At 67.7% G+C, this 15119-nt stretch carries 15 protein-coding genes and 1 tRNA gene; 3 read left to right on the top strand and 13 right to left on the bottom strand.

What is annotated here, in order from left to right; translation table 11 throughout:
* Window positions 1-273, bottom strand: a 273-nt coding sequence (locus H512_RS0117850) for a transposase (protein WP_026784612.1), incomplete at its 3' end; no start/stop codon positions are given.
* Between the two features lie 118 nt (window positions 274-391).
* On the opposite strand from H512_RS0117850, the gene H512_RS0117845 reads away from it, so the two are divergent.
* The gene (locus H512_RS0117845) at window positions 392-958 is read left to right on the top strand and encodes a polysaccharide biosynthesis/export family protein (RefSeq protein WP_026784611.1); all 567 of its coding nucleotides are present in this window, start codon (window positions 392-394) and stop codon (window positions 956-958) included.
* A 112-nt stretch (window positions 959-1070) separates the two neighbouring features.
* On the top strand, window positions 1071-2549 hold the full coding sequence (locus tag H512_RS24715) for an undecaprenyl-phosphate glucose phosphotransferase (protein WP_053240017.1): 1479 nt from the start codon (window positions 1071-1073) through the stop codon (window positions 2547-2549).
* Here the strand turns inward: H512_RS24715 and H512_RS0117835 are convergent.
* From H512_RS0117835 to H512_RS24700, 10 genes are all read right to left on the bottom strand, one after another.
* Complete coding sequence (locus H512_RS0117835) at window positions 2543-2917, bottom strand: DUF1667 domain-containing protein (RefSeq protein ID WP_026784610.1); 375 nt, start codon at window positions 2915-2917, stop codon at window positions 2543-2545. The genes H512_RS24715 and H512_RS0117835 overlap by 7 nt on opposite strands.
* Window positions 2917-4221, bottom strand: coding sequence for an NAD(P)/FAD-dependent oxidoreductase (locus H512_RS24710; RefSeq protein WP_084798585.1), 1305 nt, complete (start codon window positions 4219-4221; stop codon window positions 2917-2919). The genes H512_RS0117835 and H512_RS24710 overlap by 1 nt, the downstream gene beginning before the upstream one ends.
* Window positions 4214-5707 carry an NAD(P)/FAD-dependent oxidoreductase gene (locus H512_RS24705; RefSeq protein ID WP_053240016.1) on the bottom strand — a complete coding sequence of 498 codons (1494 nt, stop codon included), beginning with the start codon at window positions 5705-5707 and terminating at the stop codon, window positions 4214-4216. The genes H512_RS24710 and H512_RS24705 overlap by 8 nt, the downstream gene beginning before the upstream one ends.
* A gap of 274 nt (window positions 5708-5981) precedes the next feature.
* Window positions 5982-6059 (bottom strand) — tRNA-Pro (locus tag H512_RS0117820).
* 242 nt (window positions 6060-6301) lie between these two features.
* Window positions 6302-6976 carry a MerR family transcriptional regulator gene (locus H512_RS0117815; RefSeq protein ID WP_026784609.1) on the bottom strand — a complete coding sequence of 225 codons (675 nt, stop codon included), beginning with the start codon at window positions 6974-6976 and terminating at the stop codon, window positions 6302-6304.
* A 176-nt stretch (window positions 6977-7152) separates the two neighbouring features.
* Window positions 7153-7473: an integration host factor subunit alpha gene (locus H512_RS0117810; RefSeq protein ID WP_026784608.1), complete on the bottom strand. Its 321-nt coding sequence runs from the start codon at window positions 7471-7473 to the stop codon at window positions 7153-7155.
* A gap of 149 nt (window positions 7474-7622) precedes the next feature.
* Complete coding sequence (locus H512_RS0117805; protein ID WP_026784607.1) at window positions 7623-8594, bottom strand: beta-ketoacyl-ACP synthase III; 972 nt, start codon at window positions 8592-8594, stop codon at window positions 7623-7625.
* 4 nt (window positions 8595-8598) lie between these two features.
* Complete coding sequence (gene plsX / locus H512_RS0117800; protein WP_026784606.1) at window positions 8599-9663, bottom strand: phosphate acyltransferase PlsX; 1065 nt, start codon at window positions 9661-9663, stop codon at window positions 8599-8601.
* 119 nt (window positions 9664-9782) lie between these two features.
* Complete coding sequence (locus H512_RS0117795) at window positions 9783-10325, bottom strand: DUF177 domain-containing protein (protein ID WP_026784605.1); 543 nt, start codon at window positions 10323-10325, stop codon at window positions 9783-9785.
* The gene (locus tag H512_RS24700) at window positions 10322-10867 is read right to left on the bottom strand and encodes a ubiquinol-cytochrome C chaperone family protein (RefSeq protein ID WP_036792464.1); all 546 of its coding nucleotides are present in this window, start codon (window positions 10865-10867) and stop codon (window positions 10322-10324) included. The genes H512_RS0117795 and H512_RS24700 overlap by 4 nt, the downstream gene beginning before the upstream one ends.
* Before the next feature lie 361 nt (window positions 10868-11228).
* Here H512_RS24700 and H512_RS0117785 point away from each other — a divergent pair, with 361 nt between their 5' ends.
* Window positions 11229-11702 (top strand): outer membrane protein assembly factor BamE, encoded by a 474-nt coding sequence (locus H512_RS0117785; protein WP_245585447.1) that lies wholly within the window; start codon window positions 11229-11231, stop codon window positions 11700-11702.
* A gap of 62 nt (window positions 11703-11764) precedes the next feature.
* On the opposite strand, the gene rarD is transcribed toward H512_RS0117785, so the two are convergent.
* Together rarD and H512_RS0117775 are read right to left on the bottom strand one after the other, a co-directional pair.
* Window positions 11765-12682: an EamA family transporter RarD gene (rarD, locus tag H512_RS0117780; RefSeq protein WP_053240014.1), complete on the bottom strand. Its 918-nt coding sequence runs from the start codon at window positions 12680-12682 to the stop codon at window positions 11765-11767.
* 114 nt (window positions 12683-12796) lie between these two features.
* Window positions 12797-14932 (bottom strand): sodium-translocating pyrophosphatase, encoded by a 2136-nt coding sequence (locus H512_RS0117775; protein ID WP_026784602.1) that lies wholly within the window; start codon window positions 14930-14932, stop codon window positions 12797-12799.
* Between the last annotated feature and the right edge of the window lie 187 nt (window positions 14933-15119).

The raw sequence follows: 15119 nt of genomic DNA, 5'->3' as shown, positions 1-15119 counted from the left end.
GTCGTCGGTCAGTCCCAGCTCGACCAGCGTTTCGAGGATGCCATCCCAGACGCCACCCTCGGCCCAACGGCGAAAGCGGACATAAACCGAATTCCACTTGCCGTATTCGGGCGGAAGATATCGCCAGGGAGAGCCGGCGCGCATGATCCACATCATCCCATTGAAATATCGACGATTGTCCTGGGCGGGTCGCGCCCACCGCCCTCGCTCGGAAGGCAACAGAGGTTCAATGATCGCCCACGCAGCGTCGCTCACATCGCTCGGATAGCCCAAGGGAACCTCCTCCGAAGAAGAACCCTTGAATCAAACCTCGGCTGATTTGGGAATCCCTTTTGTCAACGCAGCCTAGGCTCCCCTCCTGTATTCGCGCTGATTTCGTGGGGACCTTCGCATGCGGCGACGCGCCTTTCTCGGTCTGGCCCTCCTCGGCCTCGGCGCCTGCACCAGCCTGCCCCGGCGGCCGCCGGTCGCCGCGCCGGCCGTTCCCGACGGGCTCGACGGTCCCTACCGCCTCGACAGCGGCGACAAGCTGCGCGTCACCGTCTTCGAGCAGGCCGCGCTGTCCGGCACCTTCGCCGTCGATCAGGCCGGCTACATTTCCTATCCGCTGGTCGGCAACGTCGCGGCGCGTGGCCTCACCACGCAGGAGGTGGCCGGCGCCCTCACGCGCGGCCTCATGAAGGGCTATCTCAACAACCCCGACGTCACCGTCGAGGTCGACACCTACCGCCCCTTCTTCATCATGGGCGAGGTGCGCAATCCCGGCCAGTACACCTATGTCAACGGCATGACGGCCGAGACGGCGGTGGCCATCGCCGGCGGCTTCACCGCCCGCGCCGACGAGCGCCGCATCGAGGTGTCGCGCCGCCTGAACGGCAAGACCTATGTCGGCCTGCTGCCGCCGAGCGCGCTGGTCCGCCCCGGCGACGTGCTCAGGATCGCCCAGCGGCTGTTCTGACCGTTCACCTTCTCGAAAGCATAAGCGCTGGGATTCGCCGCCGCTTTACTTCACCTCAGGAATTTTCCGGCCATCATGCCGGCACTTGTTCGCCCTTCCGGGATGGATTGCCATGAGCATCACAGAACCGGCCTCCGGGCCTGTCCCCCATCTGCCAACGGCCGCCGAGGTCGTCGCCCGGCACTATCGCGATGCCTCGATCGCCCCGTCGCTGGTCAGCGGCCTCGCCGCCGCCTTCGAGGGCCTCTGCCTGGCGGCGGCCGGCCTTGTGCTGCTGCCGCTGTTCTCCGCCTCGCTGGCCGGCCTGACGACGGCGATTCCGGTGGCTGCCGCCGTCCTGACGCTATTGCTGGCGGCGGCGCTCGGCGCCAATGATCTGGCCATGCTGCGCCGCCACTCCCGGCGCCTCGCCAAGCTGCTGGTCGCTTGGTCGAGCGTGTTCGGCTTCGTCTCGGTGCTGCTGATCGTCGGCGACGGCGTGCCGCAGGTCGAGCGGCTGTGGTTCCCGGCCTGGTATGTGGCCGGCGTGATGGTCCTCGGCCTCGCCTCGGCGCTGACCACGCGCGTCACGCGCCGGCTCACCCGCGCCGGCCGGCTGCAGAAGCGCGCCGTCATCCTCGGCGGCGGCGCCATGGCCGAATCCCTGATCACCGCCCTCGAGGAGAGCGGCGGCAACGAGCTGGCCATCCTCGGCATCTTCGACGACCGCAACGACGACCGCAGCCCGGAGAGCCAGCAGGGCTTTCCGAAGCTCGGCGACACCTCCGACCTCGTGGAATTCTCCCGTGTCGCGGCCGTCGACCTGGTGATCGTGGCGCTGCCGCCGACCGCCGAGGTGCGCATCCTGCAACTCCTCAAGAAGCTGTGGGTGCTGCCGGTCGACATCCGCCTGTCGGCCCATTCCAGCAAGCTGCGCCTCAGGCCCCGCTCCTATTCCTACATCGGCCGCGTGCCCTTCCTCGACCTGTTCGACCGTCCGATCACCGGCTGGTCGCAGGTGTCGAAGCGCCTGTTCGACGTGGTGGTGGCCAGCCTCGCCATCGTGGCGCTGTCGCCGGTGATGCTGGGAGCCGCCATTGCGGTGAAGGCCACCTCCAGGGGACCGATCCTGTTCCGCCAGCCGCGCTACGGCTTCAACAACGAGGTGATCTCGGTGATGAAGTTCCGCTCGATGTACGCCGATCAGGCGGACATCAAGGCGGAGAAGGTGGTGACGCGCGGCGACCCGCGCGTGACGCCGGTCGGCCGCTTCATCCGCAAGACGTCGATCGACGAACTGCCGCAGCTGTTCAACGTGCTGAAGGGCGACCTGTCGCTGGTCGGGCCGCGGCCGCACGCCGTCAACGCCCACACCCAGCACAAGCTGTGGGAAGAAGTGGTCGACGGCTATTTCGCCCGTCACAAGGTGAAGCCGGGCGTCACCGGCTGGGCGCAGATCAACGGCTGGCGCGGCGAGGTCGACACGCCCGACAAGATCCAGGCGCGCGTCGAGCACGACCTCTATTACATCGAGAACTGGTCGGTGCTGTTCGACCTCTACATTCTCATGCTGACGCCGATCCGCATCCTCAATCAGGAAAACGCCTACTGAACGACCGAAATATCCCGCGCCGCCCGGAAGTCGACGCCGAGCCCCAGCGCGTCGGCGACGACGATCTCCCCCTCGGCGATCGGCGCCATCACGGACACGCCGCGCAGGAGATTCAGACAGTCGAAGATGCGGTCCTTCGGCACCGGCGCCACCGAGACCACCGGCAGCAGCGGCAGGCCGCCGCCGGAGACCCGCACCGTCGTCGTCACCATGCGCTTGGGCGACACCACCTCCTTGGCGGCATAGGCGAGGCCCTTGTTGCAGGTGAAGCCGGTCAGCGTCGTCACCGTGCCGTCTTCGACGGTCACTTCGCCGCCGCAGCCGATCGGACAGACGATGCACTGGATCGCATGAACCACGCGGGCCATCACGCCTCCTCCCCGATTTCTTCCTCGGTCTCGGCCTTGCCGGGCGCCGGCGCCAGGCGGAATTCCAGCTTGGTGGCAGCGCCGATCTTCCGCACGGGGATATCGGCGACGATCATCTCGCTCGGCTTGACGATCCTGAGCTTGCGCTCGAAAGCCAGTTCGCCGTCCGCATAAAGCTGGAGCAGCGACGCGCCCATCGGTCTGGCCGCCCGGAAATAGAAGCGCACACTCATTTTGCCCGGCTCAAGGGGCGACAGCCGCTGCGGCACCACCGTGCGGATGCCCTCACCCGCCGCCACCTGCCGCGCCGCACCGCCTTCCGGCAGTTCGCCGCGGGCGTGGCGGGCCGCCGAGCGGCCGGCGATCGCCGCTTCCTCGGACACCCAGTCGACGAGGTCGTGGACATGCAAGACGTTGCCGGCGGCGAAGAAGCCGGGGAGCGAGGTCTGGCGGAACTGGTCGACCAGCGCGCCGCCGGTGATCGGATCGAGCATGAGGCCGGCCGCCCGGCCGAGTTCGTTCTCGGGAATGAGGCCGACCGACAGCAGCACGCAGTCGCAGGCGACGTCGAAGGCGGTATCGGGAACGATCTCCAGTTTCTCGTTCACCTGCGACACCGTGATCCCGGTCACCCGGTCCTTGCCGTGGATCGCCGTCACCGAGTGGCCGAGGTAGAGCGGGATGCCGAAATCTTCGAGGCACTGGACGATGTTGCGGGTGAGGCCGTTGGAATAGGGCATGATCTCGAACACCGCCTTCACCTTGGCGCCCTCGAAGGTCATGCGGCGGGCCATGATCAGGCCGATGTCGCCGGAGCCGACGATCACCACCTCCTTGCCCGGCAGGTAGCCCTCCATGTTGACCATGCGCTGGGCGGCGCCGGCCGTGAACACGCCGGCCGGCCGGCTGCCCGGCGTGCGGATGGCGCCGCGCGTCCGTTCGCGGCAGCCCATGGCGTAGACCACCGACGTCGCCCTGACCACCTGAAGGCCGGCCTGCGGGCTGACCGAGGTGATGACGCCGCCCGGCTCGGCGGCGAGCACCGTCGTGTCGAGCCAGACGTCGATGTCCGAGTTCCGCACCATCTCGATATAGCGGTGGGCGTAGCCGGGCCCGGTCAGTTCCTCCTCGAAGCGGCGGAGGCCGAAGCCGTTGTGGATGCATTGTTGCAGGATGCCGCCAAGCTCGCGGTCGCGCTCGATGATCAGCACGCGCTCCGCGCCGGCTTCCCTGGCGGCCAACGCCGCCGCCATGCCGGCCGGGCCGCCGCCGATCGCCACCACGTCGTAAGACAGTTCACGCATGGATGCCCTCCGCGGCTCCGATGTCGGCGCGCGGCAGGAACAGCCACGAATCCGCCGAGTCCTTGCGGACGGCGGTGACGGGGATACCCAGTTCGCGGGCGAGAATGGCCGTGACGCGCGGCCCGCAGAAGCCGCCCTGGCAGCGGCCGGCGCCGGCCCGCACCCGCCGTTTCACGCCGTCGACGGTGCGGGCGCCGCAGGGCGACAGGATAGCCGCGACGATTTCCGCCTCGGTGATCGTCTCGCAGCGGCAGATGACGCGGCCGTAGAGCGGATCGGCGGCGACCAGCGCCGCCTGCGCCGGCCGATCGAGATCATGGAAGCGCGGCTTGGCCGGATTGACCGGCACGAAGCCCGCCCTCGGCCGGAGCTTCAGGCCGGCTTCGGCCAGCACCTCCACCATCGCCTCGCCGATGGCCGGCGCCGAGGTCAGGCCGGGCGACTGGATGCCGGCGGCATGCACGAGGCCGCGCGTCACCGGCGACGGACCGATGACGAAATCCTTGCCGGCGGCGGCGCGCAGACCGGCGAACTCGGTGATCGCCGTGCCGAGCGGCAGCGCCGGCACGATGCGGCGGGCGCCGGCGACGATGCCGGCGAGGCCGCCGGCCGTCGTCTCGCGGTCGTCGGGATCATCGATGTCGACAGCATCAGGGCCGATGAACACGTTGCCGTGCACGGTGGGCGCCACCAGGATGCCCTTCGACACCTTGTCGGGCGTCGGAAACAACACCGTGTTGACGAGCTGACCGACGCTGCGGTCGAACAGGATGTACTCGCCGCGGCGCGGGCGGATGGTGAAGCTGTCGTCACCGGCAAGGCGCGCCACCGCGCCCGAGTGGAGGCCGGCGGCATTGACGACGAAACGCGTGGCAACGCGGCCGCGCGTCGTGCAGACCGCGGTGATCGCCCCGCCGACGACGTCGATGCCGGTCACCGCGCATTCGGTGACGATTCGCGCGCCGTTCCGGATGGCGTTCTCGGCGAAGCCGACGGTGGCCAGGAACGGGCAGACGATGGCACCCGACGGCGCCCAGAGAGCGCCCGCCACCTCCGGCGAGACATTCGGCTCGTGGGCGAGCAACCGGTCGCGGTTCCAGATTTCGAGGCCGGGCACGCCGTTGTCGCGGCCGCGCTGCCGGAGGTCGGCGACGGTGTCCATCTGGCCGGCGTCCTTCGCCACCACCAGTGATCCCGTCGCCTTGCGCGGAATGCCGAGCCCCTCGGCGAGATCGGCGTAGAGCCTGGCGCCGCGCACGTTCAGCTTCGCCTTCCAGGTGCCGGGATCGGCGTCGAAGCCGGCATGCAGGATGCCGCTGTTGGCCTTCGACGTACCGGTGGCGACGTCCGGCGCTCGTTCGATCAGCAGCACCGACAGCTCGAAGCGCGTCAGCTCGCGGGCAATGGCACAGCCCACCACGCCGCCGCCGATCACCACCACGTCGGCGGTGGCCGGCAAAGGTCCGGCTCCGAAGGTACCCGTCATGCGCCGCTCCCCGAACTCATGCTCCGCTCCCCGATTGCAGCCGGACGCCGGCCCGCCGCTGGCCTTCCCGCCATACCCGAACCGGCGAAAGTTCATTTGATCTTCGTTTCAGTTCGATTTTTCTTTCGTATCATTTTCAATCGAAACTTCGGATCGGTATGAACACCTACGGCCGGTGGCCCGGCGGTCGTCGGCCGTCAGGGAGCGCAGAAAAACGCCCGGGGCGCGCTGTTGCACGCCGGGACGGAATCGCTTGGGATTTCAGGAGGAAAGATGGTCGGGCAGAGAGGATTTGAACCTCCGACCCCGTGTCCCCCAGACACGTGCGCTAACCAGGCTGCGCTACTGCCCGCTCCATCATCGTCAGGCGCCAAGCGCCGGACGGGAGGGATTTAGCCGGTTCGATCCGGCGGGACAAGTGCTAATTTCGCCCACCCCCAGCCGCCGGCCTTTCGGAGATCCTCTGCAACCCCGCTATGGGGATCGGCGGCTCGGCTTCCCGGCACCGAAGCGGCGCCGACGCTCAGCTCCACGAGCACCGGAAGCCCGGAAAGCCGAGGCGAATGGCCGCCGCGGCAAATCCCAGGGCAGGCGTCAGCGCGTCTGATCGAGCAGGCGCTTGCATTCCAGGAGTTCGAACAACGTCGATTGCAGGCGACGGATGTCCTCGCGCGACAGCGCGCCGGAACCGCCGCCGGCCGGCGCCGCATGCTCGGGCGCGGCGCGGAAGCGCTCCATGAAGCGGAAGCCGCCACCCCGGCTGGCGTTCTCCGGCAGGATGCCGGCCGGCAGCGGCTCATCGATCTCCGACGGACGCACCGGCGGCGGCTCGACGCGCGGTTCCGCCCTCGCCTCCATCCGCGGTTCCACCCACGGATCGGCGCGCGTCGGAGCGGCGGCAGGCTCCATCTCCGGCTCGCCCGGCGCGACATCGTCCTCGGCCGCATCGTCCATATCCGCGTCGGCCCCCTCCGGCGCCGCCGGGATCGGCTCGCCGGGGTGGCGCCAGACCTCCATCACGAAGCGGGCGCCCTGCTCCTTCAGGATGCGCTGAACGCCCTTGATTGTGTAGCCTTCACCGTAGAGGAGATACTGGATGCCGCGCAGCAGTTCGACGTCGTCGGGGCGGTAGTAGCGGCGACCGCCGCCGCGCTTCATCGGGCGGATCTGGCTGAATTTGGTTTCCCAGAAGCGCAGCACATGCTGCGGAAGATCAAGATCCTCCGCAACCTCGCTGATCGTCCTGAAAGCGTCCGTTGCCTTTTCCACGCCGCCGCTCGACCTGATGCCGCCCTGAATCCCATGAGACCGGATTCGCAAAGCGCTCCACTATAGAAGGGGTACGTGAAAAATGCCAAGCCCGATCTCGCACCAACGCGAAGATCGTCCACCAGGCCATTGTATTTCAATGATAATTTCCGCGCGGCCCAGGGCTCGCCGGCGGTTCAATCGTCGGCTTCGGCGGCAGAGCTGTCGCCACCGTTGATTTCCGTCTTCAAGACGTTGCTCGGCTTGAACACCAGCACGCGGCGCGGAAGGATCGGCACTTCCTCGCCGGTCTTCGGGTTGCGGCCGATGCGCTCGGTCTTCGAGCGAACCGAAAACGTTCCGAAGGACGACAGCTTGACGGTCTCGCCAGTCACCAGACAATCGGCGATCTCGCGCAGCACCGATTCCACGAGTTCGGCTGACTCGCTCCTCGACAGCCCGACCTTCTGGTACACGGCCTCGCATAGATCGGCGCGGGTTACAGTTTTGCCCCCCATGGATCGCAAGCTCCCGTTGTTCCAGTCGACCGCGGATCAGCCGCCGGTCGAGACCAAAAGACACAGGCGAGGAAGGTAGTGCCAGATACGGATGCGGTCAATCCTTTTTCCGCGCAAGTCTTTCCAAATAAACAAAAAACCGATCCATGCTACCAACGTAGGATCACAGCGCCCCAGGTGAGGCCACCGCCGACCGCCTCGAACAGCAGCACGTCGTCGCGCTTCACCTTGCCTGTGCGCACGCCGGAATCGAGGGCGAGCGGGATGGTCGCCGCCGAAGTATTGGCGTGCCCCTCGACGGTGATAATCGTCTTTTCCAAGCGTATGCCGAGCTTCTTGGCCGATCCCTCGATGATGCGGCGGTTGGCCTGATGGGGAACGAACCAATCGATGCTGGCGCCGTCGAAACCGGTCGCCTCGAACACCGACTTGATGACGTCGCCGACGCCACCGACCGCGAACTTGAACACCTCCTGGCCATGCATGCGCACATGGCCGGGCGCGCCGGTCATCGACGGGCCGCCGTCGGTGCAGAGCTTGTCGACGTGGCGACCGTCGGCGCGGAGGCTGGCGGCGAGCAGGCCGCGATCGGCCGTCGTGCCCTCGCCCTCCTCAACGCCGAGCACCACGGCACCGGCGCCGTCGCCGAACAGCACGCAGGTGGTGCGGTCGTTCCAGTCGAGGATGCGCGAGAAGGTATCGGCGCCGATCACCAGCGCCTTGCGGGCAAGGCCGGTGCGCATCAGGCTGTCGGCGACGGTGAGCGCGTAGATGAAGCCCGAACAGACCGCCTGCAGATCGAAGGCGAAGCCGTGGGTAACCCCGAGCTTCCTCTGCACCTCGACGGCCGACGACGGAAAGGTGCGGTCGGGCGTCGCGGTGGCCAGCAGCACCAGGTCGATCTCGTCGGCGCTGACGCCGGCGGCGGCCAGCGCCTCGGTGGCGGCGGCCGCGGCAAGGTCGGAGGTCAGCTCGCCGTCGGCGGCGATGTGGCGCTCGCGGATGCCCGTGCGCTGCACGATCCATTCATCCGAAGTGTCGACCCGCTCGGCGAGTTCCTTGTTGGTCAGAACCTTGGCGGGCAGGTAGCTCCCCGTGCCCAGAATGACGCTTCGGATCACGGTGTCAGCTTCCTTTCTCGCCGGCGACGGCGCCACCCGCCGCCTGCTCCCGGTAGTAGTGGGCAAGGTCGGTCTCGATCTTGGCCATCAGGCCATTGCGCGCCATGTCGTAGCCGAGATCGAGCGCCGCCGCAAAGCCGAAGGCGTCGGTGCCGCCGTGGCTCTTGATGACGATGCCGTTGAGGCCGAGGAAGACGCCGCCGTTGTACTTGCGCGGATCCATTTTCTCCCTGAGGCCCTGGAAGGCGCCGCGCGCCAGCAGATAGCCGAGGCGCGTCATCCAGGTGCGGCCGAGCGCCGTACGCAGGTAAGCAGTCATCTGCTTGACCGTGCCTTCCGCCGTCTTGAGGGCGATATTGCCGGCAAAGCCCTCGGTGACGATGACGTCCACCCGGCCGCGGCCGATGTCGTCGCCCTCGACGAAGCCGGCATAGTCGAGGTTGGCGAGCGCCGTCTCCTTGAGGATCTGGCCGGCCGCCCGCACCTCCTCGTTGCCCTTGACGTCCTCGACGCCGACGTTGAGCAGCCCCACCGTGGCGACTTCGGTATGGAACAGGGCACGCGCCATGGCCGCCCCCATCACCGCGAAGCCGATCAGCTGCTGCGCGTCGGCGCCGATCGAGGCACCGACGTCGAGCACGATCGATTCCGATTTCAGGTTCGGCCAAAGCGCGGCCAGCGCCGGCCGGTCGATGTTGGCCATGGTCCTGAGGCAGAACTTCGACATGGCCATCAGCGCGCCGGTGTTGCCGGCGGAAACGGCGAAATGCGCCTCGCCCTTCTTCACCGCCTCGATGGCCCGCCACATCGACGACTTCCAGCGGCCGTGGCGCAGCGCACTCGACGGCTTCTCGTCCATCGCCACGGTGACTTCGCAATGGTGGAAGCGCGAGGCGGCCTTGACGGCCGGATACTGCTCCAGCACCGGCAGCACCACGGCTTCGTCGCCAAACAGTTCGTAACGGAGATCGGGGCGCCGCGTCAGTTCGAGATCGGCGCCGGCGAGCGTCACCGACGGCCCGAAGTCGCCGCCCATGACGTCGATGGAGATGGTGAGAGGTTCGGCCATGAATCCTCGGATGCGCGGCGACCGCCGACAATAACGCGGCGGGAAGATAACCATTCCCCCCGCGGACACAACAGCAAAATGTGCGCCCGCCGCCGTGGAGGGCGGCGCGACGGCAACCGTCAGGGTTGCTTGTCCTTCAGCGCGGAGAGGCCGGCGAAGGGCGATTCCGCCTCGTCCTCGCTGCCGTCGTCCTCGATCAGCGGCGTGAACTCGGCCCCCGGCGACCGCGGGTAGGGATCGAGGCCGACGGCGATGAACTCGGTGGCGAGCACGCCGAGATCGACAAAGGCGCCGACGATCGGCTCCGGCGGGTCCTCGGCGTCGATGTCGACCTCGATCTCCTCGTCCACCGGCTCGATCTCGCTTTCCGGCAGAAAGCGCAGATCGACGGTCTCGGAGATGCTCTCGGGCACCGGTTCGAGGCTGACAACGCAGGCTTGCTCGACCTCGGCCCTCACCTCGCCCGTCACCTTGAAGCCGGTCTTGCGGAACGGCGTCACCAGGAATTCAGCCGAGGCGTTCGCTACCTTGAGGATGCCGAGCGCATCGGCGATGGCCTTGCATTCGGCCGGCGTCGCCTCGATGCTCACCGGCGTGCCGCGCGGCTGCACCCGGTCCCAGGCGAAGCGGCGGGAGAAGGGGATAGGATCTTGGTCGGTCATGGCGTCTCCTCGGCGGCGGCAAAGAGCGGCGGGGAAGGCAGGTTGCCGGCGGCCAGTTCGGCGGCCGGCGTTCCGGCGAGGCTGTCGGCGAAGCTGTGGACGTGCTCGGCGAGGCGGGCGGCGTGTTGGGGATCGGCCTTGCCGCCGTAGACGTTGCGCGCCAGCGTGTCGGCGAGCGCATCCGGCCGGTCGCCGGCCAGCGCCGCCGCCGTCGCCTCCATGCGGCCGTAGAAGGCGCCGGCCAGCTTCTTCAGGCGGCGTTTGAGGCCGCTGTCGTCGTAGCCGATCTCGCGCAGCGAGCGCTGCATGTCGTCGATAAACAGTTCGGTGAGGCCGCGCGCCGTCTCGCGGCCGGCCGCCTCGGCGGAGAGGCGATGGACGACCAGGCCGACGTGCAGCATCAGCATCTCCAGCCGCCCCTCGACGCTGTCGGCGACGCCCAGCTCGGCATAGAAGGCCGGCTGGCGCGCCGCGCGCATCAGCCCGTCATAGAGCGGCGCGGCGCCCGGCGGCGCCTTTCGCCGGAAGAGGCCGAACACCATAGTTTTGCCGTTTCCTTCAATGAAGACCAAGGCCGGCGCGGTGATCGACAGGAAACCGCGCCGGACGCACGAATTGACGTTGCCTCGTGACCTATCGCAAGGTAACCAAGTTGCCAAGCGTGGAGCGCATCCGAAATCGCCTTCCAAGGCGTCAGCGGAGCGGAAGCCAAGGTGGCGGAGCCACCGCCGGCGACTGAGGCAGGGTAAACAAGAAGCCGCGACAGCGGCTTCCGGCGCCAAGCGGCGCCGCGCGGAGCGGGTCTTTCGTGGCGAAGCCCCGAAAGACGGAAAGCGGAGCGGAAGCCAAGGTGGCGGAGCCACCGCCGGCGACTGAGGCAGGGTAATAAGCCGGGAGGCTCATGTGAAGTTCAGCCGGAGTGAACGCCCGTCGGGCATGATGTTGGGTCTGAAGGGCGCGGCGCTCGTCCTGCTGACGGCCGTCTCCCTGTCGGCCTGCGGCACGGCGCCCATCCAGCACGGCTATGTGCTGTCCGAGGACGCGCTGGCCCAAGTGCCGGTCGGCTCGTCGCGCGAGCAGGTGCTCTTGGTGCTCGGCTCGCCGTCGACCACCTCGGCGCTGGCCGGCGACGCCTTCTACTACATCTCCCAAACCATCGAAGAGAACCCGATCATGGGCCGCTCGGTCACCGACCAGCGGGTGCTCGCCGTTTATTTCGACGACAAGGGCCTGGTCAAGCAGATTGCCAATTACGGCCTGCAGGACGGCAAGCTGTTCGACTTCATCGAGCGCAAGACCCGCACCAGCGGCGCCGACCTCAATCTGATCAGCCAGATCTTCAAGGGCGTCGGTCGCGTCAACCCGCTCGGTAACTAACAGCGGCCGATCACGACGGATACGGTCTCAGGGGCGCGGCATCGGCCGCGCCCCTTGCTTTTTCACCGCCGGCGTCCGGGCAGCACCGTCGCGGTGTAGACGACCAGCGCCGCCCAGATGAACATGAAGGCGACCAGCTTGCCGGCCGAGAAGGGCTCGTGGAACACGAAGATGGCGGTGATGAAGATCATCGACGGCGCCATGTACTGCATCAGGCCGATGGTCGAGTAGCGCAGGAGCCGCGCCCCGTAGACGAACAGGATCAGCGGCACAGCCGTGATGGGGCCGGCGGCGACCAGCAGCAGCGTGTCGACGGGCGTGGCCGCGACGCCGGTGCCGGCGAAATGGCCGCTCCCGGTCGCGGCGAGCCAGCCGATGTAGGCGAGCGCCAGCGGCGAGATCAGCACCACTTCCAGGAGAAAGCCCTGCGTCGGACCGATCGGCAGCGTCTTCTTGAGATAGCCGTAGATGCCGAAGGTCAGCGCCAGCGCCAGCGACACCCACGGCAGGCCGCCGCTCTCCACCGTCATCAGGCCGACGCCGAACACGGCGAGCGCCACGGCGAACATCTGCATGCGGGTGAGCCGCTCGCCGAGGAACACGGTGCCGAGAGCGACGTTGACCAGCGGGTTGATGAAATAGCCGAGCGCCGATTCGATCGTCCGCCCGCTGCCGATCGCCCAGACGTAGATCGCCCAGTTCACCGAGATCAGGCTGGCGGTGAGAAAGCCCAGGGCCAGCGTGCGCGGCTGCCGGAACACCGCGAGGAAGCTTGAGAAGCCGCCCAGCATGGCGAGGATGGCCGCGGTCATCGGCACCGACCACAGCACGCGGTGCGCCACCACCTCGTAGGGCGAGATGTGGGCGACGGCCTTCATGTAGAAGGGCAGGAAGCCCCACATCAGATAGGCGGAGAAGGCGAAGGCGAAGCCGCGGTAGCGGCCGGGGCCGGCCGGCGCGGCGGCATTGATGGTCGTCATGGACATGGTTCCGGACGATGGCTGACGGCACCCGACGGCGCCACCCGAAAACGCCGAAGCGGCGGCCGGTTGCCCGACCGCCGCTCCGTTCAGTCGAAATACTGAGGTGGTCTATCAGCTATGGGCGAGAACCGCCAGCAGCAGCAGGGCCACGATGTTGGTGATCTTGATGGCCGGGTTGACGGCCGGGCCGGCGGTGTCCTTGTAGGGATCGCCGACGGTGTCGCCGGTCACCGAGGCCTTGTGGGCGTCGGAACCCTTGAAGTGCTTGACGCCGTCCTTGTCGACGAAGCCGTCCTCGAAGCTCTTCTTGGCGTTGTCCCAGGCGCCGCCGCCCGAGGTCATCGAGATCGCGACGAACAGGCCGTTGACGATCACGCCGAGCAGCGAGGCGCCGAGGGCGGCGAAGGCGTTGGCCTTCGAGCCCGAGGCGAAAAGTACGCCGAAGTAGACGACCAGCGGCGACAGCACCGGCAAGAGCGACGGGATGATCATTTCCTTGATCGCCGCCTTGGTCAGCATGTCGACCGCCCGGCCGTAGTCCGGACGCTCGGTGCCGGCCATGATGCCCGGCTTTTCCTTGAACTGACGGCGCACTTCCTCCACCACCGAGCCGGCGGCGCGGCCGACGGCGGTCATGGCGATGCCGCCGAACAGGTAGGGGATCAGGCCGCCGAACAGGAGGCCAGCCACCACGTAGGGGTTGGACAGCGACAGGTCGATGTTGCCGATACCCTGGAAATACGGCACGCCGCTTTCCGCGAAGTGACGGATGTCGTTGGTATAGGCGGCGAACAGCACCAGCGCGCCGAGGCCGGCCGAACCGATGGCGTAGCCCTTGGTGACGGCCTTGGTGGTGTTGCCGACGGCGTCGAGCGCGTCGGTGGTGTGACGGACGTCCTTGGGCAGGCCGGCCATCTCGGCGATACCGCCGGCGTTGTCGGTGACCGGGCCGAAGGCGTCGAGCGCCACGATCATGCCGGCGAGGCCGAGCATGGTGGTGACGGCGATGGCCGTGCCGAACAGGCCGCCGAGCTGGTAGGTGGCGATGATGCCGGCGACGATGACCAGCGCCGGCAGCGCGGTCGACTCGAGCGACACCGCGAGGCCCTGGATGACGTTGGTGCCGTGGCCGGTGACCGACGCCTGGGCGATCGACGTCACCGGACGCTTGCCGGTGCCAGTGTAGTACTCGGTGATCCAGACGATCAGGCCGGTCACCACCAGGCCGAGGATGCCGCAGATGAACAGCTTGGTGCCCGAGGTGACGATGTCGCCGATGACGATTTCGCCCCAGCCGATGGTCAGCGAGGTGGCGCCGCCGAGGCCGATGATCGACAACAGCGAAGACGCCCACAGGCCCTTGTAGAGAGCGCCCATGATCGAGTTGTTGGCGCCCAGCTTGACGAAGAAGGTGCCGATGATCGAGGTGATGATGCAGGCGCCGCAGATCAAGAGCGGATACAGCATCGCCTTGGTCAGCAGGTCGGCATTGCCGGCGAAGAAGATCGAGGCGAGCACCATGGTGGCGACCACAGTCACCGCGTAGGTCTCGAACAGGTCGGCGGCCATGCCGGCGCAGTCGCCGACGTTGTCGCCGACGTTGTCGGCGATGGTGGCCGGGTTGCGCGGGTCATCTTCCGGAATGCCGGCCTCGACCTTGCCGACGAGGTCGGCGCCGACGTCGGCGCCCTTGGTGAAGATGCCGCCGCCGAGACGGGCGAAGATGGAGATCAGCGAGGCGCCGAAGCCGAGGGCGACGAGGGCGTCGATGACCGTGCGGTCGTTGACCGCATAGCCCATCGGGCCGGTCAGCACCCAGAAGTAGACGGCAACGCCGAGCAGGGCGAGGCCGGCCACCAGCATGCCGGTGACGGCGCCCGCCTTGAAGGCGATGTTGAGGCCCCCGGCCAGCGACTGCATGGCGGCGGCGGCGGTGCGGACGTTGGCGCGAACCGACACGTTCATGCCGATGAAGCCGGCGAGGCCCGACAGGACGGCGCCAACCACGAAGCCGATGGCGACCGGCAGACCCAGCAGCCACGCGATCACCACCAGGATCACCACGCCGACGATGCCGATGGTGGTGTACTGGCGCTTGAGGTAGGCCTTGGCACCCTCGGCGACAGCCCCCGAGATTTCCTGCATGCGGGCGCTGCCCGCGTCCGATGCCATGACGGACTTGACCGCCCATACGCCGTAGGCGATGGCCAGCAGTCCGCAGATGATCGCGATGTATAGAACGTACATGATCCCTCCGCAGTGCCGGACGTTCGAGGGTCCGGCCTTGGCGCCACGAACCGAAGGCGAACGCCCCTAGGAAACCCATGGGTTCCCGTGCCCGTTCGCCTTGGGAGCGACCCTCTTTTCCTCCGCCTTGCAAGGCGTGCCGGCATGCGGCTCCGGTCCCGTCCTGCGGACAGATACGAGGGCGGGA

The organism is Pleomorphomonas koreensis DSM 23070, assembly GCF_000425185.1.
GTDB classification, from domain to species: Bacteria; Pseudomonadota; Alphaproteobacteria; order Rhizobiales; family Pleomorphomonadaceae; genus Pleomorphomonas; species Pleomorphomonas koreensis.
Note: the sequence above shows the minus strand (reverse complement) of the source record. Positions and strands in the feature narration are given on the sequence as shown.